Source organism: Mesorhizobium sp. M0140 (assembly GCF_040322475.1).
GTDB lineage: Bacteria > Pseudomonadota > Alphaproteobacteria > Rhizobiales > Rhizobiaceae > Mesorhizobium.
This window is the reverse complement of the sequence record NZ_JAMYTM010000013.1, coordinates 55,298-76,432: the sequence shown is the minus strand read 5'-3', so window position 1 is coordinate 76,432 and position 21,135 is coordinate 55,298. Positions and strand designations below refer to the sequence as shown.

22 protein-coding genes and 1 pseudogene are annotated in these 21,135 nt (G+C 61.5%); 7 read left to right on the top strand and 16 right to left on the bottom strand.

Annotated elements, in window-relative coordinates; translation table 11 throughout:
- Positions 1-5: 5 nt before the first annotated feature.
- The 5 genes from tsf to NKJ37_RS15420 all read right to left on the bottom strand — a co-directional run bounded on the left by tsf (position 6) and on the right by NKJ37_RS15420 (position 4,589).
- Positions 6-926, bottom strand: coding sequence for a translation elongation factor Ts (tsf, locus tag NKJ37_RS15440; RefSeq protein ID WP_023812936.1), 921 nt, complete (start codon positions 924-926; stop codon positions 6-8).
- A 109-nt stretch (positions 927-1,035) separates the two neighbouring features.
- Positions 1,036-1,824, bottom strand: a complete 789-nt coding sequence (rpsB, locus tag NKJ37_RS15435; RefSeq protein ID WP_023812937.1) for a 30S ribosomal protein S2 — start codon at positions 1,822-1,824, stop codon at positions 1,036-1,038.
- 203 nt (positions 1,825-2,027) lie between these two features.
- Positions 2,028-2,306 (bottom strand): DUF4031 domain-containing protein, encoded by a 279-nt coding sequence (locus tag NKJ37_RS15430; RefSeq protein WP_023812938.1) that lies wholly within the window; start codon positions 2,304-2,306, stop codon positions 2,028-2,030.
- Positions 2,307-2,349: 43 nt separating this feature from the next.
- Positions 2,350-3,648: a lysophospholipid acyltransferase family protein gene (locus NKJ37_RS15425; RefSeq protein WP_352774244.1), complete on the bottom strand. Its 1,299-nt coding sequence runs from the start codon at positions 3,646-3,648 to the stop codon at positions 2,350-2,352.
- 113 nt (positions 3,649-3,761) lie between these two features.
- Positions 3,762-4,589 (bottom strand): cell envelope integrity EipB family protein, encoded by an 828-nt coding sequence (locus NKJ37_RS15420; RefSeq protein ID WP_023812940.1) that lies wholly within the window; start codon positions 4,587-4,589, stop codon positions 3,762-3,764.
- A gap of 138 nt (positions 4,590-4,727) precedes the next feature.
- On the opposite strand from NKJ37_RS15420, the gene NKJ37_RS15415 reads away from it, so the two are divergent.
- From NKJ37_RS15415 to NKJ37_RS15400, 4 genes are all read left to right on the top strand, one after another.
- Complete coding sequence (locus NKJ37_RS15415) at positions 4,728-5,192, top strand: RidA family protein (protein ID WP_023812941.1); 465 nt, start codon at positions 4,728-4,730, stop codon at positions 5,190-5,192.
- Positions 5,193-5,206: 14 nt separating this feature from the next.
- Positions 5,207-5,935, top strand: a complete 729-nt coding sequence (locus NKJ37_RS15410) for a glycerophosphodiester phosphodiesterase (RefSeq protein ID WP_023812942.1) — start codon at positions 5,207-5,209, stop codon at positions 5,933-5,935.
- 50 nt (positions 5,936-5,985) lie between these two features.
- Entirely contained in the window at positions 5,986-7,200 is a 1,215-nt protein-coding gene (locus NKJ37_RS15405; protein ID WP_352442393.1) for a GNAT family N-acetyltransferase, read from the top strand.
- Positions 7,201-7,290: 90 nt separating this feature from the next.
- On the top strand, positions 7,291-7,725 hold the full coding sequence (locus NKJ37_RS15400; protein WP_023812944.1) for an HIT family protein: 435 nt from the start codon (positions 7,291-7,293) through the stop codon (positions 7,723-7,725).
- Between the two features lie 2 nt (positions 7,726-7,727).
- On the opposite strand, the gene NKJ37_RS15395 is transcribed toward NKJ37_RS15400, so the two are convergent.
- From NKJ37_RS15395 to NKJ37_RS15390, 3 genes and pseudogenes are all read right to left on the bottom strand, one after another.
- Positions 7,728-8,162 (bottom strand): phosphatase PAP2 family protein, encoded by a 435-nt coding sequence (locus NKJ37_RS15395; protein ID WP_502901998.1) that lies wholly within the window; start codon positions 8,160-8,162, stop codon positions 7,728-7,730.
- On the bottom strand, positions 8,048-8,722 hold the full coding sequence (locus NKJ37_RS31985; RefSeq protein ID WP_502901999.1) for a hypothetical protein: 675 nt from the start codon (positions 8,720-8,722) through the stop codon (positions 8,048-8,050). Before NKJ37_RS31985 ends, NKJ37_RS15395 begins: the two co-directional genes overlap by 115 nt.
- Positions 8,723-8,794: 72 nt before the next feature.
- Positions 8,795-9,365, bottom strand: a pseudogene (locus tag NKJ37_RS15390) (chloramphenicol phosphotransferase CPT family protein); the annotation flags it as partial.
- A gap of 79 nt (positions 9,366-9,444) precedes the next feature.
- On the opposite strand from NKJ37_RS15390, the gene NKJ37_RS15385 reads away from it, so the two are divergent.
- Positions 9,445-10,799 (top strand): IS3 family transposase gene (locus tag NKJ37_RS15385; protein ID WP_502895240.1). Its coding sequence is split into 2 segments (ribosomal slippage): positions 9,445-9,910 and positions 9,910-10,799, totalling 1,356 coding nucleotides; the frame shifts between segments, so codons are not numbered across the junction.
- Between the two features lie 58 nt (positions 10,800-10,857).
- Here the strand turns inward: NKJ37_RS15385 and clpA are convergent.
- From clpA to NKJ37_RS15370, 3 genes are all read right to left on the bottom strand, one after another.
- Positions 10,858-13,326, bottom strand: coding sequence for an ATP-dependent Clp protease ATP-binding subunit ClpA (gene clpA / locus NKJ37_RS15380; protein ID WP_023812949.1), 2,469 nt, complete (start codon positions 13,324-13,326; stop codon positions 10,858-10,860).
- Positions 13,327-13,332: 6 nt separating this feature from the next.
- Complete coding sequence (gene clpS / locus NKJ37_RS15375; RefSeq protein WP_023812950.1) at positions 13,333-13,662, bottom strand: ATP-dependent Clp protease adapter ClpS; 330 nt, start codon at positions 13,660-13,662, stop codon at positions 13,333-13,335.
- A gap of 297 nt (positions 13,663-13,959) precedes the next feature.
- Positions 13,960-14,289: a phasin family protein gene (locus tag NKJ37_RS15370; RefSeq protein WP_013531776.1), complete on the bottom strand. Its 330-nt coding sequence runs from the start codon at positions 14,287-14,289 to the stop codon at positions 13,960-13,962.
- Between the two features lie 285 nt (positions 14,290-14,574).
- Here NKJ37_RS15370 and NKJ37_RS15365 point away from each other — a divergent pair, with 285 nt between their 5' ends.
- Positions 14,575-15,984, top strand: coding sequence for an SPOR domain-containing protein (locus tag NKJ37_RS15365; protein WP_352774241.1), 1,410 nt, complete (start codon positions 14,575-14,577; stop codon positions 15,982-15,984).
- Positions 15,985-16,030: 46 nt separating this feature from the next.
- Here NKJ37_RS15365 and NKJ37_RS15360 read toward each other — a convergent pair whose 3' ends face one another.
- From NKJ37_RS15360 to NKJ37_RS15345, 4 genes are all read right to left on the bottom strand, one after another.
- Positions 16,031-16,729 (bottom strand): DnaJ domain-containing protein, encoded by a 699-nt coding sequence (locus NKJ37_RS15360; protein WP_023812952.1) that lies wholly within the window; start codon positions 16,727-16,729, stop codon positions 16,031-16,033.
- On the bottom strand, positions 16,729-17,460 hold the full coding sequence (locus NKJ37_RS15355; protein ID WP_023812953.1) for a hypothetical protein: 732 nt from the start codon (positions 17,458-17,460) through the stop codon (positions 16,729-16,731). The genes NKJ37_RS15360 and NKJ37_RS15355 overlap by 1 nt, the downstream gene beginning before the upstream one ends.
- Positions 17,461-17,544: 84 nt before the next feature.
- Entirely contained in the window at positions 17,545-17,982 is a 438-nt protein-coding gene (locus NKJ37_RS15350) for a DUF1489 family protein (protein ID WP_013531780.1), read from the bottom strand.
- 76 nt (positions 17,983-18,058) lie between these two features.
- Positions 18,059-19,462, bottom strand: coding sequence for an L-serine ammonia-lyase (locus tag NKJ37_RS15345; protein ID WP_127295570.1), 1,404 nt, complete (start codon positions 19,460-19,462; stop codon positions 18,059-18,061).
- 179 nt (positions 19,463-19,641) lie between these two features.
- Between NKJ37_RS15345 and NKJ37_RS15340 the strand changes: the two genes are divergently transcribed.
- Positions 19,642-20,355 (top strand): DUF599 domain-containing protein, encoded by a 714-nt coding sequence (locus tag NKJ37_RS15340; RefSeq protein WP_027161543.1) that lies wholly within the window; start codon positions 19,642-19,644, stop codon positions 20,353-20,355.
- Here NKJ37_RS15340 and NKJ37_RS15335 read toward each other — a convergent pair.
- Positions 20,334-21,125 carry a YdcF family protein gene (locus NKJ37_RS15335; RefSeq protein ID WP_352553072.1) on the bottom strand — a complete coding sequence of 264 codons (792 nt, stop codon included), beginning with the start codon at positions 21,123-21,125 and terminating at the stop codon, positions 20,334-20,336. The two genes, NKJ37_RS15340 and NKJ37_RS15335, sit on opposite strands and share 22 nt — an antisense overlap.
- Between the last annotated feature and the right edge of the window lie 10 nt (positions 21,126-21,135).

Sequence of the window (21,135 nt, the reverse complement as noted above, 5' to 3'; positions counted from 1 at the left end):
AAGGGCTATTTCTTGACCGCTGCAGCGACTTCCGCGGCGAAATCGGTCTCTTCCTTCTCGATGCCCTCGCCCAGCGCAAAGCGCAGGTAGGCGGTGATCTTGGCCGGCGCACCAATCTCCTTCTCGGCATCCTTCAGCGCCTTCTCGACAGTGATGTCGGGATTGAGCACGAAGGCCTGCTTCAGGAGCACGACTTCCTCGTAGAACTTGCGCAGACGGCCCTCGACCATCTTCTCGATGATCGCTTCCGGCTTGCCGGACTGGCGCGCCTGGTCGGAGAAGATCGCCTTCTCGCGTTCGACCGCGGCCGGATCGATCTGCTCTGCCGTCAGCGCCAGAGGGTTGGTGGCGGCAACATGCATCGCCACCTGGCGGCCAAAGGCGTTGGCGGCATGCTCATTGCCCGTGGTCTCGATCGCGACCAGCACGCCGAGTTTGCCAAGGCCGTCGGCAACCGCGTTGTGAACGTAGGTAGCGACAGCGCCGTGCGGAACGGTGAGCTTGGCCGAGCGGCGGAAGCCCATGTTTTCGCCGATGGTGCCGACAGCGTCCTTGATGGTGTCGGCAACCGACTTGTCGGACCCCGGATACTTTGCGGCGGCCACAGCCTCCGTCGTGCCATAGGCCAGCGCAACCTTGGCAACGTTGGCGACGATTTCCTGAAACGCGGCGTTGCGGGCCACGAAGTCGGTCTCGGAATTGACTTCCACGACGGCAGCTTCGCGCACGCCATTGTCGACGCCGATCAGACCTTCAGCCGCGGTGCGGCCAGCCTTCTTGTCGGCCTTGGAGATACCCTTCTTGCGCAGCCAGTCGACGGCCTCTTCCATGTTGCCGTTGGTCTCGGTCAACGCGGCCTTGCAATCCATCATGCCCGCGCCGGTCAAGTCGCGGAGTTCTTTGACCTGTGCAGCCGAAATGCTCATTGTCGCCTCTTTGTTTTAAATGCACCGACGCACCATCGGTATTCGATGGTGCGTCTGTTTAGCGTGCCAGAATATGAGAAAGATGAAGGCCGCAACCGGCCTTCGATTATCAAGCTTCGGGAGCTTCCGACGCCGGGGCCGGAGCCGGGTCGAGCGCGGGTTCGACCGGAGCTTCGACCGAAGCGCCGATGTCGACGCCGAGCGCGCCCTGCTGGCGGGCGATGCCGTCGATCGCAGCCTTGGCGATCAGGTCGCAATAGAGCTGGATGGCACGGGCCGCGTCGTCATTGCCGGGGATCGGGAAGTCGATCTTGTCCGGATCGCAGTTCGAATCGATGATGGCGACGACCGGGATGCCGAGGCGCTTGGCCTCGAGGATGGCGATCGCTTCCTTGTTGGTGTCGATCACGAACATCAGGTCGGGCGTCGAGCCCATGTCCTTGATGCCGCCCAGCGCCTTGTCGAGCTTCTCGCGCTCGCGGTCGAGGTTGAGGCGTTCCTTCTTGGTCAACCCTTGCGCTTCGCCGGCCAGCATCTCGTCGAGCTTGCGCAGGCGCTGGATCGAGTTCGAGATCGTCTTCCAGTTGGTCAGCATGCCGCCGAGCCAACGCGAGTTGACATAATACTGAGCCGAACGCTGTGCCGCATCGGCGACGATGTCGGAGGCCTGGCGCTTGGTGCCGACGAACAGCACGCGGCCACCTTTGGCAACGGTGTCGGAAACCTGCTTCAGCGCCTGGTGCAGCAAAGGCACCGTCTGCGACAGGTCGATGATGTGGATGTTGTTGCGGGCGCCATAGATGTAGGGCGCCATCTTCGGGTTCCAGCGGTGGGTCTGGTGGCCAAAGTGAATGCCAGCTTCCAAAAGCTGGCGCATGCTGAAATCAGGCAGTGCCATTCAAAGTTCCTTTCCGGTTAGCCTCCACGGACACAGGCATTTTTGGACTTTGTCCTCGAACGCCACCGGAGGTTTCAGCCGGATTTCTCCCGGGCAGACACCAAAGTCCGTGTGTGGAATGAGCGCGCATATAGAGGGGATGCGCGATAAACGCAAGCGCCGCAGGATCCGTGGTGTTGCGTGCGACGATCCGCGCCCTGCTGTCAGCGCTTGACCTTGCCGTTCGGCACCCGCACCCGCCGGAAGACCGCGACGATCTCCTCGCGGCTGCATTCGATAGCGCCGAGCCGCACCGCACGATCACGCTCGAAGCCCGTTATGTCATAATGCGGCGCCGAAGTCTTGGGCGGTCCCTGGTACGATGAACGCTTGACGCCGAGCCGGGCGGCAAAGCGATGCAACTCGTCGGTGTCGTCGGCCAACAGATGGCACCAGCGATGGCCGGCCCAGTTCCAGATCGCTGCGTCGACATAGACTGCCATGAGGCTTGCCGTATTCCTTCATCTTGCGCCGACAGGCACTCGTCTAGCGATGATAGAAGGGATTCGGATAGAAAATGAAGCCGCCGCCGGCCTCGACTTCAGCCACGGTGCTGGTCATTGTGTCCTGCATGCGACGATGCAACTCGGCAACCGCATCGTCGATCGAGCCGGCATACTCATGCAGGCCCAGCGCCTCCGGCGCCCGGATATGGGCGCAACGCGGTCCGGCCGGCTGCGGAATGAACCGGTTGATCGTGTCACGCAGTCCGCCCCGGCAATAGTCGTTGCGGACCCGCTTCAGATGTTCGGCGATCTCTTCCAGGCTGATGCGCGGGTTGGCCGCGGCCCAGGGCCCGACGCGTTGCAGCCTCTGAATCGTGTCGGCGAGCGCGCGGACCTGCTTTCGGCCTTCCGCATCGCCACTGTTTTCGCGCTGCCAACGACGCGCCCGCCGCAGAAGTTCGGTTGCGTCGGTGACATCAGTGTCGGGCGAGATGCTTTCGCCGAGTCGGCGGCCGAGTTCAGCAACCAATGCCTGCTGACGCTCGGTATAGGTTGCGCCTTCGTCGGATGGCATGCCCGATGCTGCTTCATCGCGGGCCAGCAGCGTCGAATAGACATGGTGGATGCGCTGCGGCAGCGTGTCGGTCGCAAGGCGTTCTATTTTCAGGCTTTTCTCGACATAGGCGCATTCCTTCGCCAGCGCCGCTTCGACATTCCCGGTGAAGGCCAGCTTCCAGACGACTGGCGCGATCCAGACCTTGAAATCCGGATCCGTGGCCCGGCCGCGCTTGAGGGCCTCGAGCCCCATCTCGACGGCACCCGGCAGCAAAGGCCCAACGACATTGGCATGCCAGCCGACGCCGCCTTCGGGATGCAGCAGCACGCCATGGCCTTTCAAGGCCCAGGCGATCGAGTGTTCCTTGGCTGCCCCGCTGTTGCCCGGAATCTGGGCGATCAGATTGTTGGCCAGCCAGAACTTCTGCATCAGCCGGCCAAGGCCGTTGACGACACCGTTGGTTGCCCATGAGGCCGTGAGCGGGCTGACCTGCGACACAATCTCCTTGTCGATCATCCAGTCGGTGAAGAACTCGGGATGATTGGGCGTGATGAAGGTCGCCTTCCCTGCCCCGCAACTGGCCTTCAGCCGCTCAAGATCGGCGTCGGGAAAGTCGATATGGCGGACATTGGCGACGCCGCGAAGACCGGCCAGGCGATTGAACGGCAACAGATCCCGAAATCCGGGAATGCCGCGCAGCATGACGATCCGGTTGACGGATGTCATGGCCCTGATCAGTGCCGGGTTGGGCCGCGGCGCGACGAATGTATCGATCCTGCTCAAGCTGATCCCCCTCGCGCCTGGACGCTGGGAGAGGTTGAGAGACGATTGCGGCACGTTCAAGTCGATCGCAACGACCACGCCGTGTCGTGGTAAATCAACTGCCTAGACCGGCACTATTTGGCGGGGCAGGGTTTCGTCTGGTCGAACAGCGACAGGTTGACCAGCTTGCCGGTCATCGAGAAGTCGCCATAGTCCATGACGAGATCGCGGGTGATGCCGTTCTCATGCAGCTTGAAGCTGATACGGTATTCCGGCACCTCTTCGCCCGTCTTGTTGGTGTCGTCGAAATAGGCGATGTCGACCGGCCAGTATTTGTCCGTGGCGAGCTTTGCCAGTGCCGAAGCTTCCGGGTCGGCCTTGTCGGCATCGGTTTTCTTGCCGACCACGACAGTGGTGGTCATCACCTTGTTGGCGTCTTCGGAACCGTCGAACAGGTTCGTTTCGTAAAAATTCTCGCCTTTTTCGGCCTTGCCGATCAGCTCGACCAGGTGCTGGGTCGGAAATTGGGTTGTCGCCAGCTCGACGCTGTTCTTTTCAGGCTTGTCGATGTCGACCTTCAGGCCCTTGGTCTCTTTCGTGGCGATGCCCTTGACCTCCTTGTCGAGATTCTGGTCGACGAAGGATTTTGTCACGAACGAAAAAGTCTTGCCTTCGGCGTCCTCGAAAGTGGTCGTCTGCTGGTCGGTCAACCTGGTGTTGTCGGCGGTGACGATCTGGGTGACGAAGCGGAATTTCACCGTATAGCCTTCGCAGGCCGAGCCATTGAACTCATAGACCATGCGGCCGGATATGCCCGTGATGCCGGACTGATCGGAAGCCTTTTTCAGGGTAAGATCGTAGACGGCGCGGTGGGCTTGCAGCGCCGGCGCGGCAAAGGCAGGGCCTATCGAGAGGGCTCCCGACAACAGGACGGCATGGAATGCGAGGCGCGTTGCGCGCATGAGGTACTCCGATCGTCGCGACTGATGGCAGGCCGCAGGGAAAGATGGTCCAGCTTAAAAAAAGTCGTGGCGGAAGCGAGGCAAAAATAGCAATTTCGGCCCGGCCGGCGCGGCGTCACCAAGCAATAGGGAAATACCATGAGTGAAACAATCGAAAAGCGGCTAAGTGATCTGGGTGTGACGCTTCCCGTCGCCGCCGCGCCCGCCGCCAACTACGTGCCCTATTGCCGGACCGGCAATCTGCTGTTCACCGCCGGGCAATTGCCGCTCAAGGACGGCAAGCTGCAGGCGAGCGGGCTGTTAGGTCGCGATCTGGATACGGCAGGCGGCAAGGACGCGGCAAAATACTGCGCGATCAACATCCTGGCGCAGGCCAAGGCAGCACTCGGCGACCTCGAGAAGATTAGCCGTCTGGTGAAGATCACCGTTTTCGTCGCCTCGGCACCTGAGTTCGTCGAGCAGCATCTGGTTGCCAACGGCGCCTCCGATTTCCTGGTGGCGGCCCTTGGCGAACGTGGCAAGCATGCGCGCTCCGCCGTCGGCACCGCCTGCCTGCCGCTTAATGCCGCAGTGGAAATCGAAGCCGTCTTCGAAATCGAATGAGCCAGGGGATAGATATGACCGACCTATCCTGGCTGACCGCCCGGCCCGTCGCCCATCGCGGCTTCCACGACATGAACAAGACGCGCTGGGAAAACACGCTGTCGGCCTTCGCCGCGGCCGCCGAGCGCGGCTATGCCATCGAATGCGACGTGCACCTGTCGTCCGACCGTGTTCCCGTCATCATCCATGACGGCGATCTCAAGCGCCTGACCGGCCAGGATGGTTTCGTCTGGCAGCGTACCGCAGCTGAACTCGCGGCGCTCAGGGTCGGTGGCACGGCGGACCATGTGCCGACGCTGCAGGAAGCGCTCGACCTGGTGAACGGCCGCGTGCCATTGGTGGTCGAGTTGAAAGGCACGCCCGGCTATGACGAAGGCCTGGTGGCAAGCGTCGGCAAGATGCTCAAGCGCTACAAGGGCAAAGCGGCGATCATGTCGTTCGACCACTGGCTGGTCCGCGATTTTCCGAAGGACGCGCCGGGTATCCCAGGGGGGCTCACCGCCTACGGCAAGGACGTCGGGTTGATCGAGGCGCATTTCGCCATGCTGGCGCATGAGATCGCCTTCACCTCCTACGCCGCCGGCGACCTGCCGAACCCATTTGTCAGCTTCGTGCGTGAAAGGCTGAAAATGCCTGTTATCACCTGGACGGTGCATGACCAGCCGGCGGTCGACCTGACCTTCAGATATGCCGACCAGATGACGTTCGAAGGGTTCGAACCCGATCTGGTCAAAGTCGCCTGAGTGTCTGAAACGTGACTTGTACCAGGCCGGACGGAGCTTAAATAAGCCTCATGGATCAGGGCGACGAGGGTGACGGACAAACGGCCAATGCGGACTATTCGATCCGCGTCGCCGCGGGCATCGGCGCCTTCACCTGTGATGAATGGAACGGCTTTGCCGGAACTGCGCGCGGAGATTCAGAAACCAGTTACAATCCTTTGGTTTCCTTCGCTTTTCTAAGTGCGCTCGAAGATTCTGGATGCGCCGTGCGGCGTACCGGCTGGCAGGGCCATCACCTCAGGCTGGAGGACGGGCAAGGCAGATTGCTGGGCGCGGTGCCCTGTTATCTCAAATCGCACAGCCAGGGCGAATATGTGTTCGATCATGGCTGGTCGGATGCCTTCGAGCGCGCCGGCGGCCGTTACTACCCCAAACTGCAAAGTGCCGTGCCGTTCTCCCCGGTCACCGGCCCTCGCCTGCTGGTCAGCAAAGGCGAGGACAGCGCCAAAGTAAAGGCCGGTCTCGTGGCGGGCCTGAAGGCGGTGACGCAAAAACTCGGCGTCTCTTCCGCGCATGTCACCTTCGCGCAAGAGAGCGATGTGGAGGTGCTGGAAGCGGCAGGCTTCCTGCACCGCACCGACCAGCAATTCCATTTCTTCAACGAAGGCTTTTCGACCTATGACGACTTCCTCGCCACCCTTGCCTCGCGCAAGCGAAAGGCGATGAAGAAGGAAAGGCGTGAAGCGCTTGCCCCAGGCATTTCGATCGACCGGCTGACCGGCAAGGACCTCACGGAGAAGGCCTGGGACGATTTCTTCGCCTTCTACATGGACACCGGCAGCCGCAAATGGGGTCGGCCCTATCTCAACCGTCAATTCTTTTCGCTGATCGGCGAACGCATGGCCGACGACATCCTGCTGGTGATGGCGAGGCGCAACGGGCGATACATTGCCGGGGCCATCAATTTCATCGGCTCCGACGCACTCTATGGCCGCAACTGGGGCTGTATCGAGGACCATCCCTTCCTGCATTTCGAGGTCTGCTATCACCAAGCGATCGACTTCGCCATCGAGCGCAAGCTGAAGGTGGTGGAGGCGGGCGCGCAGGGCGAGCACAAGCTGGCGCGCGGCTACCGGCCGGTGACCATGCATTCCGCGCACTACATTGCACACCCAGGCCTGCGCAATGCCGTCGCCGATTATCTCAAGCGTGAACGCCACGAGGTGGAGCGGATGAGCGAATATCTCGAGGGGCACACCCCGTTCCGCAAGGATTTAGAAGAGTAGCGACCGGCTGCCCGGAGGGGCAGGGTCGACGATCGCCTTGCCGACTTTCGACGGCTTCGCTACACGAAAGTCACAATCCGGAGCATTGCCATGGCTGAAACCGCCTATGACACCGACAACATTTTCGCGAAAATCCTGCGCGGCGAAATTCCCTCGCACCGCGTCTACGAGGACGATGCGTTCATAGCCTTCATGGATGTGATGCCGCAGGGGCCAGGCCATACGCTCGTGGTGCCGAAGGTGCCGTCGCGCAACCTGCTTGACGCCGATCCGTCGATTTTCGGTCCGCTTTTCACGGTCGTTCAGAGGATAGCACAGGCGGTAAAAAAGGCCTTCAGTGCCGACGGCGTCACCGTCATGCAGTTCAACGAGCCGGCCTCGGGGCAGACCGTGTACCACCTGCATGTGCATGTGATCCCGCGCTTCAACGGCGTCCCGCTGAAGCCGCACACGGGCGAGATGGAGAAGCCGGAGGTGTTGGCCGAAAACGCCGGTGAGATACGGGCGGCGCTGACGACGAATTGACGTCAGGTCTCGATCGCCGGCACGGCGTATCCAAGCCGAGGCAGACGGCGATCTTGTGCTTCGAACACCCGCAGCCCGAGCCACCAGGATATCACCGTGATCACGGTTCCGCCGAGCACATCCATGAGATTGTGCCCGCCATGGATCAGAATAGCCGGCAGCAAAGCGGTGTTGACGAGAATCAGCGCGAGACGCGCAAGCCTGTACGGCCAGATTGCGATTAGAGACATCAGCGCCATCACCGTGTGAAATGAAGGGAATCCCACAAGCCCCGTCACCTGCAACTCCGAAATGTCTGTGACGCCCTCAACCAGCAGCCGATTCAATTCCGAACCGTAAGCTGAATTGACCACCGGCCGAACGATCCGGTCGATTTCAGGCGCCAAGGTCCAATAGGCGGACGCCCCGCTGGACGGAAACAGCGCCCAGCAAAAGATGGTGGCCAGAGATCCGAATACCGTCGCCAAGGCTGCCGCGTGCAGCGCCGCCGATCGTTGGCCATACCCAGGAAGAGAAAGGCAAACAGGATCTGGGCCAGCGTCAGGGTATAGACCTGCCTGAGAATGTCCGAGAGGCGTGGATAGCGGGAAATCCATGCACAGGCATCAGGCCAGGAATAGCCGAGCCAAGCATCCATCCGCACGAGCGTAGCGTCGATCGGCGCGAAAGGCCGCGGCAAGAGCAGAAGGTTGAAAAGCGCGGCCGGCACTGAATAGAAAACAAACAGGGCCAGAACGTGTGTGGAGAGCGCGATCCGCTCAGCCTTGCGAACACGACGGTAGAATTGGCCAATGGCAATCATCACAACCGCAAAGCCGACGGAAAAACCATAACTGTCAAGCGCGAGGGTAACGTTCTTGTCCCAGGCAAGGAACATGCAAACGGCAACCAGCGCCAACGCGACAGTCAGGATCGTCCGTTCTGCGGGAAGTAAGACCATTGTCGAAAAATGGCCGGATGGCGTTAATTTGGAGTGAAAAAAGCCGTCGGATGGCAATTCTGACCCAGGACGACCGATGCCATAACAAGGACGGGTCCGAAAGCCTTTGAAACGCCGTCAACTCCGCCGCCCCGAAGAAAGCCACAGGCGGATCGCATCCGCGCATTGCACAGGGTTCAGAAGCGAGGTGTCGACCTCCAGATCGTATATGCCTGGCCGGTGAACCTCTTCCTGCCACAGACGCACGGGCAATGGCACGGGATCGTCGGGCGAGCCGGTCACATATCTCTTGTCCGTCGCGCTCACCGCTCGCCTCTCCATGATGATTTCGATCGGACAGCGAACACCGACAAGCAGCACCGGCAGACCGGCGAGACGGCGAGCGCAATCGGCCAGGATGTGGAGCGGTTTCGAATAGGCATCGTGATGGCCGACATCCGCAACGACATTCAGCTCCAACCGGCTATGAGCGGCTATCGATTCGTAGAGCGCGGCGTATAATCCGGGCACGAGGGCCTCAAGGTCCGGACGCTCGCCGCCAGGCCGCAATCCCAGGCCGATAGCGTGCCGGCGTGGCCTGCTCGTAGACGTCGACGCCGAGATTGAGCCAGACGCCGTCGAAGCTCTCCTGAATAGCCCTCGCGATGCTTGATTTTCCCGATCGCGGCGCGCCGTTCAGGATAATGATCTGCCCGGCCATGCGTCCTCCCGCTCCAATGAAAAAAGCCCCGTTTTGAACTGACCCCCCGAAAGTTGGACACAACCTTCGGGGGTTTTGCATGTCCAAATACAGCGAGAGTTTCAAGCGCTCGGTTGTCGATAGCTATTTAGGCGGGGATGAGAGCTGCGCGAGTGCGGCGTCGATGCATGGCGTTGATGCGGCCACTGTTCGCAAGTGGGTTGCGTTGTACCAGGCGCATGGCGATGCCGGGCTATCTGGTAAGTACGGTCGTTACGACGCGGCGTTCAGGCTGTCGGTGCTTGAGCGAATGTGGGAGGAAGGTCTGTCGTATCGGCAGACGGCTGCATTGTTCAATATCCGCAATGCCAGTTGCCTGACGGGCTGGGAGAAGCGCTATCATGCGGGCGGGATAGAGGCGCTCGGCCCACGTCCCAGAGGACGACCCATGTCAAAGCCGCCGTCCCCCGCAGTGCCTGTTGCAGCCAGTGACGAGGCCAAAAGCCGCGAAGAACTGCTGGCTGAGCTGAAGCATCTGCGGATGGAGAACGACTACCTAAAAAAACTAGAGGCCTTAACGCAGGGACATGCGCTCAAAAAGCGCAAGCCGTCCAGGCGTTAAGGCCGTTGCATTCGCTTGAGGGGCTGCTCGAGCTGGCGAAGCTTGCGCGCAGCACGTTCTATTACAGACAGAAAGCAGCGAAGCGCTCGGACCGCCATGCGGCGCTGAAGGCGGCGATCAAGGCCATCTTCGACAGCCACAAGGGTCGCTACGGCTATCGCCGGGTGACTGCGCAACTGCACCGGTTGGGCCGGCGCGTCAACCACAAGACCGTCCAGAGCCTGATGGCCGGGATGGGATTGAAGTCGCTGGTCAGGCCGAAGAAGTATCGCTCCTACAGGGGCGAGGCTGGGCGGACCGCTCCCGATCTGTTGCAGCGCAAGTTCGGCGCCGACCGCGCCAACCGCAAATGGGTGACCGACGTGACGGAGTTCAGCCTGGCCGGCGACAAGCTCTATCTGTCCCCGGTCATGGATCTCTACAATGGCGAGATCGTCGCGTTCGAGACGGCGCGGCGGCCACGCTTCAAAATGGTGGACAATATGCTGACCAAAGCCCTCGCCCGGCTTGGTGAGAACGAAAGGCCGATCCTGCATTCCGATCAGGGATGGCAGTATCAGATGTCGGCATTCCAACGCAGGCTGGAAGCCAGAGGCCTCCAACAGAGCATGTCACGCAAAGGCAATTGCCTCGACAACGCCCCAATGGAGAGCTTCTTTGCCATCCTCAAATCCGAGCTCTTCCATCCCGGAACCTTCGACACCGTTCAAAGCCTGGACGACGCCATCACGGACTACATCGACTATTACAACCACCGCCGCATCAAACTGAAACTGAAAGGGCTGGCCCCTGTGCAATACAGGAACCAGCCCTTAAACCTACCAACTCAATGAACCGTCCAACTTTATGGGGTCAGTTCATTTCCGGGGCTTTTTTCGACTTTCGTCAAGGTCAGTTCTTTCGGGGCAGTTGCGGCACGAGGCTGCGCTTGCCGCCGTCCTTGCCCTTGGCTTCGGGCTTCTGCGCCACCAGCTTCTTGGCCGCGGGCTTTTTCGTCACGGCCTTTCTGGGCTTCGTTGTTTCTTCCGGCTCTTCCTTCTTCGGCTTCACCGGCGCCTCGTCGGCGAGTGATTCGAGCTTCAGGCCGGTCTCGCCGGTTTCCTTCTTCTCGACGGTGACACGCACCGTGCCGCCCTTCTTGAGCTTGCCGAACAGCACCTCGTCGGCCAACGGCTTTTTGATGTGCTCCTGGATCACACGGCCGAGCGGCCGCGCTCCCATGCGCTCATCATAGCCCTTGTCGGCGAGCCAGGCGATCGCATCCGCCGACAGGTCGAAGGTGACGCCACGCTCGGAAAGCTGGGCCTCGAGCTGCATGACGAACTTCTGCACCACCTGATGAATGACCGGCACCGGCAACGAGCCGAACGGGATGATCGCATCGAGACGGTTGCGGAATTCCGGCGTGAACAGCCGGTTGATCGCCTCGACATCGTCGCCTTCGCGCTTGGTCGAGCCGAAGCCGATCGCCGCGCGCTGCGCATCCGACGCGCCCGCATTGGTGGTCATGATCAGGATCACATTGCGGAAGTCGATCTGCTTGCCATTGTGGTCGGTCAGCTTGCCATGGTCCATAACCTGCAACAGGATGTTGAACAGGTCCGGATGCGCCTTCTCGACCTCATCGAGCAACAGCACGCAATGCGGATGCTGGTCGACGCCGTCCGTCAGAAGACCGCCCTGGTCGAAGCCGACATAGCCGGGAGGAGCGCCGATCAGCCGCGAGACGGTGTGGCGTTCCATATATTCCGACATGTCGAAGCGGATCAGCTCGACGCCGAGCGACGCGGCCAACTGCTTGGCCACTTCGGTCTTGCCGACGCCGGTCGGGCCGGAGAACAGGTAGGAGCCGATCGGCTTCTCCGGTTCGCGCAGGCCGGCACGCGCCAGCTTGATCGCCGAGGTCAACGCGGTGATCGCGGTGTCCTGGCCATAAACGACGCGCTTCAGCTCGATATCGAGACCCTGCAGCACCTTCTCGTCATCGGCCGAAACCGTCTTCGGCGGGATGCGGGCCATGGTGGCGATCGTCGCCTCGATCTCCTTGATGCCGATCGTCTTCTTGCGCTTGGCTTCCGGAACCAGCATCTGCGAGGCGCCGGTCTCGTCGATCACGTCGATCGCCTTGTCCGGCAGCTTGCGGTCGTTGATGTAACGTGCCGACAGCTCCACCGAGGCCTTGATCGCCTCGTTGGTGAACTTCACCTTGTGGAACTCCTCATAATAGGGCTTGAGGCCCTTCATGATCTCGATGGCGTCCGCGATGGTCGGTTCGTTGACGTCGATCTTCTGGAAGCGCCGCACCAAAGCACGGTCCTTCTCGAAGAACTGGCGGAATTCCTTGTAGGTGGTCGAGCCGATGCAGCGGATCGCACCCGATGACAGCGCCGGCTTCAACAGGTTGGACGCATCCATGGCGCCGCCTGAAGTAGCCCCTGCGCCGATGACCGTATGGATCTCGTCGATGAACAGCACGGCACCGGGATAGTCCTCGAGTTCCTTGACGACCTGCTTCAGCCGTTCCTCGAAATCGCCGCGATAGCGCGTGCCGGCGAGCAGCGTGCCCATGTCGAGCGCGAAGATGGTGGCGTTGTGCAGCACTTCGGGAACGTCGCCCTCGACGATGCGCTTGGCCAGACCCTCGGCGATCGCCGTCTTGCCGACGCCGGGATCACCGACATAGAGCGGGTTGTTCTTCGAGCGGCGGCACAGCACCTGAATGGTGCGGTTGATCTCGGACTCGCGGCCGATCAGCGGGTCGATCTTGCCGGCCTTGGCCTTGTTGTTGAGATTGACGCAATAAGCCGTCAGCGCATCCTGCTGCTGCTTCTTCTTGCCGCCTTCCTCTTGTGGCTCGGCGCCGTTCTGGCCGCCCTGCTCGTCATCGGCACCGCGCGGCGAGCGTGTCTCCGATGCGCCCGGACGCTTGGCAATGCCGTGCGAGATGTAGTTGACCGCGTCGTAGCGGGTCATCTGCTGTTCCTGCAGGAAATAGGCGGCATGGCTCTCGCGCTCGGCGAAGATGGCGACGAGGACGTTAGCGCCCGAAACCTCCTCGCGGCCAGACGACTGCACATGGATCACCGCGCGCTGGATGACGCGCTGGAAACCGGCGGTCGGCTTGGAGTCCTCGTCGTAACCGGTGACGAGGTTGTCGAGCTCGGTGTCGATATAGGTGAGAACCGTGTGCTTGAGCTCATCGAGATCGACATTGCAGGCGCGCATGACGGCGGCCGCCTCGGTGTCGTCGATGAGCGCGAGCAGCAGATGTTCTAGGGTTGCATATTCATGGTGCCGCTCATTGGCGAGCGTCAGCGCCTGGTGAAGCGCCTTTTCCAGGCCTTGGGAGAAAGCCGGCATGTTACCTCACTTCTTCTCCATCACGCATTGCAGCGGATGCTGATTCTGTCGGGCGAAATCCATGACCTGGGACACTTTGGTCTCGGCCACCTCGAATGTATAGACCCCGCACTCGCCCACTCCATGATTGTGAACATGAAGCATGATGCGTGTGGCGGCTTCGCGATCCTTCTGGAAAAAACGCTCCAGCACGTGAACCACGAACTCCATCGGAGTGTAGTCGTCGTTGAGGATGAGGACCCGATAAAGGCTGGGCTTCTTGGTCTTGGTTTTGGTGCGCGTGATGACGGCCGTCCCACGGCCGGCCCCATTGCCGTTACCGTCGCCGTCTTGCATCCGCACCACTCGTCTCGTGGCAGTCAAACCGATCGTCACGTATTCCTGCCTCTTTCGATTCCCCATGCGAGTTCGACATGTAGGTGTTCGATGTACGATTTTAAGCCCTTCTGGTTAGCTGACAATATGGCTAGGTCACCAAACTTGGACGATTTTCGCAATCGTGAAGGGGCGCGAGGCTCTGGAACGGAAATTGACACGAAAAAGCCGGGCCGCGTTTCCGTGGCCGGGCTTTTTCTCGGGTTCAAAGGCTGAATCTGGGGTCACGTCAGGCGAAATCAGTTCGCCCGGGCAAAATTACTTTGCCTTGGCAACGATCGATTCGAATGGCTTGTAAGCTTCCTTGGCGAGTTCGGCATAGAGATCGCCGATCTTGGTGGCCTCGGCGACGAACGCCTCATAGGACTGCTTGGCGTAATCCGACTGGATCTCGATCGCCTTTTCCAGCGACTTGGCTGAAAACAGCTTCTCCACCGTGGCGCTGCCGGTTTCAAAACTCTTCTTGGTGTATTCACCAGCTTCGGTGGCAATCGCCTGCGCGCCCTTGGACAGCGACGCAAAGCTCTTCAATCCGGTGTCGGCGAACTCTTTGCCGTATTTGCTGAAGTCCTCATAGGTCTGGGTCATTTCACGATTCCCTTGACGGTTGAAGCGTCCTTCTTCGGGGCGCCCTTGTGCAATGCAAGATAATATATTGTGCACCGCACAAAAGTCAAGATTTCGCGGGCTTGCGGACCCGCCTGCGCAGCCAATGGCTAAAAATCGAATAAAGAGAGCCACAAGCCCGAAGAAAATGGTGAACGCGGCGGTTACCATAAACGGATTGGTAACGCTGCGCCGGTAGCTTGGCCGGAAGCGAGGCAGGACCCTTTGCCGCCTCCAACGCAACGAAGAAATCCAAGGGAAGTACCAGTGCGTAAGGCGTTGTTGGGCATCGTTTCCAAATCTACCTCCCCTCTCAAAACGATGATGATCATCGCCCTGGCGATGACATTCGTTTTTGGCGACGTTGCCTCGTCGCTGGCGGCCAGGCAGGCGGCCATCGTCGTGGATGCCAAGACCGGCAAAGTGCTCTACTCCGCCGACGCCAACGGCAGGCGCTATCCGGCTTCGCTGACCAAGATGATGACGCTGTATCTGACCTTCGAAGCGATGGCGAAGGGCAAGATCAGCAGGAACACGCCAGTGGTGTTTTCCGCCAAGGCCTCCGCCGAGGCGCCGACGAAACTTGGCGTGAAGCCGGGCGGTTCCGTCACGGTCGAGACCGCGATCCTGTCGATCGTCACCAAGTCGGCGAATGACTCGGCCACCGCGCTCGGCGAAATGCTCGGCGGCAATGAAACCACTTTTGCCCGCATGATGACCGCCAAGGCGCGTGCGCTGGGGATGAACGGCACCGTGTTCCGCAACGCCAATGGCCTGCCCGACCCCGGCCAGTTCACCACCGCGCGCGACATGGCGACGCTCGGCATCGCGCTGCGCGAGCATTTTCCCCAGTATTACGGCTATTTCTCGCAGCGCTCCTTTCTCTATGGGCGCCAGCGCATCAACGGCCACAACCGTCTGCTTGGACGCATCAAGGGCGTCGACGGCATCAAGACTGGCTACACCCGCGCCTCCGGCTTCAACCTCGTCTCATCGGTTTCCGATGGCAATCGCCGCATCGTCGGCGTGGTCATGGGCGGCACCTCGGGCGGCAGCCGCGACAATCAGATGGCCAGCTTGATCAACACCTATCTGCCGAGGGCGTCGACTCGCGGTGGTGGCGATCTGGTCGCCAAGGCCGGTGGCAACAACCCGATCACCGCCCTTGCCAAGGTTCTCCTGCCCAAGCATGACGCTCCGACACCGGACGACAAGCCTGTCATAGCGCAGGACGATGTCACCGTTGCCGAGGACGCCACGGTCGCGGAAGACGATACCGCGCAGGCCGGAGAAGCAGCCCCCGTCGTCAAGACCAGAAAGGTCAAGACCGTCATCGTTTCAGCCCCCCAAGTCGCGACGGCCCAGGTTGTAGCGGCCTATGCCGAGCCGACGCCGGCGGCTGTCGACCCGGTCAACACCGCGTCGGTGCCTTCGGGTTGGGCCATTCAGGTCGCCTCGTCGCCCAAGCAGTCCGAGGCCCAGGCCTTTCTCGACAAGACCACCAAGCAGGCGCCCAAGGTGCTGGAGGACGCTTCCGGTTTCACTGTCGCCTTCGACAAGGATGGCGTCACCTACTACCGCGCCCGCTTCGGTGGCTTCGGTTCGAAGACCGCCGCCTGGAAGGCCTGTACCGCTTTGAAGAAGAAGAACATCGAGTGCTACGCCGTCCAGCAGTAGGACGGCGTGCAAGCCATCTCCCGGAAAAATTCTGCGTCGAAGGAGACTAGTTGTGATTGGAGAGCAAGACGTCCTTGGCTTCGTTAATCCGCGCCGCCAGGAAAGACGTGCCGCCGACATCGGGGTGCAGGCGCTGCATCAGGCGGCGGTGCGCCTTGCGGACATCCGCCGCGGCGGCCCCCGCTTCAAGACCAAGGACCTTGTAGGCCTCCTCCTTAGTCATGGCGCCCGGACCTGGCGCAACACCCAGCCCTTCGCCACCGTTCGTCTCAGCGTTTTTGCGCCAGACGGGAAATCTGCCGTCAAGATACGTCTCTAGCAGCTGTCGGCTCTCCGGATCGCCGGAGAGTTCGCGGTAGAGGTGTTGCAATTCCGCCAGCCCCATCGCGCCAAGCATCTTGCCTTCGTGGCGGCCAGCCAGGACCAGTCCTTCGAGGCCGCCGGTATCGTGATCGAGTTCCATTTCCAATGCCGCTGTGCGCACCGTCGAGCGTTTGCCCGGTGCAAGCCCGGCCGGCTGGCGTTTCATGCGCATGGAACCATACCAGGCAATTGCGCCGGTGAGAATCATGCCGCCGATGCCTTCCCGGCCGACCACAAGCACGGCGACGCCGACAAGTGCCAGAAGAGCCGGCCCGAGCGTTCGCAGCGTGCTCGCCAGTTTCGCCGGCTCGGCACGCAGAAAGATCGTCACCGCGCCGAGGAGCAGCAGAAGCAACGCTCCAAAAGCGATGATCGCGCCCATTATTTTCCGCCGCCCCGCAGATACTCGATCATCAGCCGGTCTTCCGGCCTGCCCCTGGCTTCGAGCGCCTTCAACCCGCCGGTCGCAAACACGGCGACGGCCGAAAGCAGTCCTGCCAGGGTCGCGGCAGCCCGCCGATCAAATCTAAACCAAGCCCCCTTGGACAGCCGCGCAATCTCTTTGAACGCCTTTTCTGCGCCGGAATCATGGCTTTCCTGAAACACGAAGACGGGAACGCCATGAAGGCCGAGGCTGCCGGCCTTTTCGGCCAGATCGTCGATATTCTCTTCCATCGCGTCGCCGATGTAGACCAGCGCATTGACCTTGGCGGCCGCCGTCTGTTTCAACGCATGCGTCAGGACCTTGCCGATCTGGGTGTGGCCGCTGCGGCATTCGATCCGCGTCATCAGCTGCTTCAAGGCATTGGTGTCGCTCACGAAAGCGGACGAACGGCACTCGCCGAGACCACGAAAATAAACCAGTTGCACGCTGAGGGTTCCGGCCTTGCCGACAGCGTCGAACATCTGGCCCTGCAGCTCACAAGCCAGATCCCAGGTCGGCTGGCGGCTCATTGTTGCGTCGAGAGCAAGGATCAGCCTGCCCGAATCGGTCGCCGACGCGGCAAGTGTCCTCGCCTGACGAATGAAGGCGTCGATCTCGCCGGCGTTGGATTGAGGCTTGATCGGCGCAGGATTGGTCCCCGCTGGCACAGGCTGCTTCTTATCGCTCATGAAAAACAAGATGTGGCGTTGCCACATCGCTTGCAAGCCCCACATCGGGCAGTGCAAAGGGCCAGGCGGTGATGCCACCTGGGGTCAGAGCAGACCGAGATCGGCCAGCTCGCGCCTGAGTTTCGGCGGCATCTCGATCAATCCGGCCTTGCCCTTACCCAGATCGAGCGGCGCGTCCGCCGGCTTCAGGTAGCGCCAGCCCTGAAAAGCCCGGCGTGGCTGCCAGTCGGTGCGTACAACCTCGGGGTCGAGTATCAGATGGCAACGGCCTATGCCTTCACTGTCGGTGAACGGCCGGATTTCGGTGATCAACTGGCGGCACTGCACATTGCCTTTGATCACCCAATAGAGCGAACCGCCATCGGTAACCTCGGCGCCGCGCGTCGGCATCATACGGGTGGTGTGATACTGCTCGACCGGCTCACCGGCGCGCCGCCGCTCGTCGAGGCGGAAGGCGATCCACTCTTCGAGATCCTCGACGCTGTCGCAGCCGACACAGAGTTTTATGAGATTGAGAGACATCGCTTAAGGTTAGTCCTGCACGCGAACGCGTCAACGACCGGATCGACTTCTCCACAGTGGCGGTTTAGGCCAGCCTTCAGCACTCCACGACGTTGACTGCAAGCCCGCCAAGGCTGGTTTCCTTGTACTTCTCGTTCATGTCGAGGCCGGTCTGGCGCATGGTCTCGATCGCCGCATCGAGCGGTACGAAATGGATGCCGTCGCCCTTGATGGCCAGTGACGCTGCCGTCACCGCCTTGACCGCGCCCAGCGCATTGCGTTCGATGCACGGCACCTGCACCAGCCCGCCGACCGGATCGCAGGTCATGCCGAGATGATGTTCGAGCGCGATCTCGGCGGCATTCTCGACCTGCTCGGGCGTGCCGCCCATGACGGCGCACAGGCCGGCCGCCGCCATCGCCGATGCCGAGCCGACCTCGCCCTGACAGCCGACCTCGGCGCCCGAGATCGACGCGTTGGTCTTGATGATGCCGCCAACGGCGGCAGCCGTCAGCAGGAAATCACGAATGCTCGGCTGGTCCGCCTCGGGATGGAAATGCAGCCAGTAGCGCAGCACCGCCGGCAGCGTGCCGGCAGCGCCATTGGTCGGCGCGGTGACGACGCGGCCGCCGGCGGCATTTTCCTCGTTCACGGCCATGGCGTAGATCGACAGCCAGTCATTGGCGAGCAAAGGATTGGGCTTGTTCTGCTGCCACTGCTCCTGCAGCTTATCGTGCAGCATGCGGGCACGGCGGCGCACCTTCAGCCCACCCGGCATGATGCCATCCTGCGACAGGCCACGGTCGATGCAGCCCTTCATGGCGCTCCAGATTCCGTCGAGGCCGGCGTCGAGCTCCTCGCGCGTCATCTGCGTCTCCTCGTTGACGCGTTTCATGTCGGCGATGGAAAGGCCGCTTTTGCCGGCCATGGCCAGCATCTCGACCGCATTCTTGAACGGATAAGGCACTTTCTTGCCTTCGGTTGTCACCGAACCTTTGGCTTTCATCCGCTGCAGTTCTTCTTCGGAAACCACGAAGCCGCCGCCGATCGAATAATAGATGCGCTTGAGCAGCAGGCGGCCGCCGGAATCATAGGCGTAGAACGCCATGCCGTTGGCGTGACCGGTGAGCGGCGTTTTGCGGTCCAGCACCAGATCGGTGGCCGGATCGAAGCGATAGGCGGGATGGCCGGGCGGCGAAATGCGCTTTTCGGCGGCGATGCGGCTGGCAATGCCATCGGCCTGGTCGGGATCGACCGTCTGCGGCGTCAGGCCGGCAAGGCCGAGCATGACGGCGCGATCACTGCCGTGGCCAATACCGGTGTAGGCGAGTGACCCGTGCAGACTTGCGCCAAGCCGATCGACCTTGACGCCCGCCGGACGCGGCCAGTCATTTCCCGCGACCTCGTCGAGAAACCGCGCAGCGGCTGTCATCGGCCCCATCGTGTGCGAACTCGAGGGTCCTATGCCGATCTTGAACAGGTCGAAAACCGAAAGGAACACGCGGCGTTGTCTCCTGGCGTCAGGTCGATGACTACATATAGGAATTCCCACGATGTTTCCGCTCTTTTGGAAATCGCGGCGCTGCACCCGCCGACCTTGTTTGCTCCGGCAGCGACATTGGTGCCTTATCGCTGTAGGCGGACATCGAAGCGATCGCGCTGAATGTGCTAAATTCAGGCATGGGCGATTCCCTCGATCTTTCGACAGCCGATCTCGCGGCGCTGGCCTTCTTCCTCGTCGCGTGGCTGCTGCACACGTTCGCCTCCGACGGCAAGCTGGTCAGCCGCATGTCACTGACGACGGCGATGAATGCACAGCGGCAAGCCTGGATGCGGACCATGGCCGAGCGCGAGATCCGCATCGTCGATACCGCCATCATGAGCGGGCTGCAGCAAGGCACCGCCTTCTTCGCCTCCAGCTCGCTGATCGCCATCGGCGGCTGTTTTGCCCTGCTCGGCGCATCCGACCGGGTTCTTGAAGTGCTCAGCGACCTGCCCCTGGGTGGCGCGCCGTCGCGCGCGGCCTTCCAGATAAAGGTGTTCGGGCTGGTGCTGATCCTGGCGTTTTCGTTCTTCAAATTCGGCTGGGCGTACCGGCTGTTCAACTATTGCACGATCCTGATCGGCGCCGTGCCGATCCCGCATGGCGAAGCCTCACGCAATCCGGTCACCGAAACGGCGGTGTGGCGTGCGGCGCAAATGAACATGCTGGCCGGAAAGCACTTCAACTCCGGCCTGCGCGGCGTGTTCTTCTCGATCGGTTATCTCGGCTGGTTCGTCGACCCAATGGTGTTCGTGTTGTCGACGCTGTTGCTGCTGGCCGTTCTGGTGCGGCGCCAGTTCTTCTCGGCCGCCAGGCAGGCGGTGATCGGTCAGCCGCCTGGAAAAGGCTGATCGATCCGGCCTGACAGCCAGTAGGCAAAAAGCCCGATCCATTCGCGGATGGCCATGGTGGCGGCCTGCAGCGAATCGGCTGGATTGTCGCGGAACAGGCCGATGCCTTCTTTGCCCGAGGTGCGATAGTCGACCGGCCAGGGAACAGTCGCAAAGCCGGCCTTGTCGAACAGCGCCTTGGCGCGCGGCATATGGAAGGCCGAAGTCACCAGCAGCCAGGTCTCGCCGGGCTTCGGCGTTAGCAACTCCTTGGTGAAGACCGCGTTCTCATAGGTGTTGCGGGACTTGTTCTCCAGGATCAGACGATCGGCGGCCACGCCAAGCGCGGTGAGCAGGCGCGGCGCGGTTGCGGCATCGCCCTCGCCATCGAGAAACAACGCGCCGGTGCCGCCGGAGACGACCACCTTGGCGGTAGGAAAGCGCCGGGCCAGAACTGCGGTCTCGACCATCCGATCTCCGCTGCTGTTCAACTCATAGCCGCCGCGCGCCAGATTGATGGCGCCCTCGAAGCCGCCGCCGAGCACGACGATGCCGTCGACCTTTGCCGGCAGCGGCGGGCGCGCGAAGCGCTCTTCCAGCGGATTGAGCATCATGGCGCCGAGCGACGTCCACGCTGACAGCGCAAGGACCAGAAATGCCAGCACGCTGCCGGTAGCCGCCAGCCGCCGGCGCCCGATCATGGCCGCGAGCAATCCCGCCAGCAGCAGAAAGATCGCCAGGTTCAGCGGCTGGATGAAGAACCAAAAGATCTTGGACAGGTAGAAGAACATCGCTCACCCC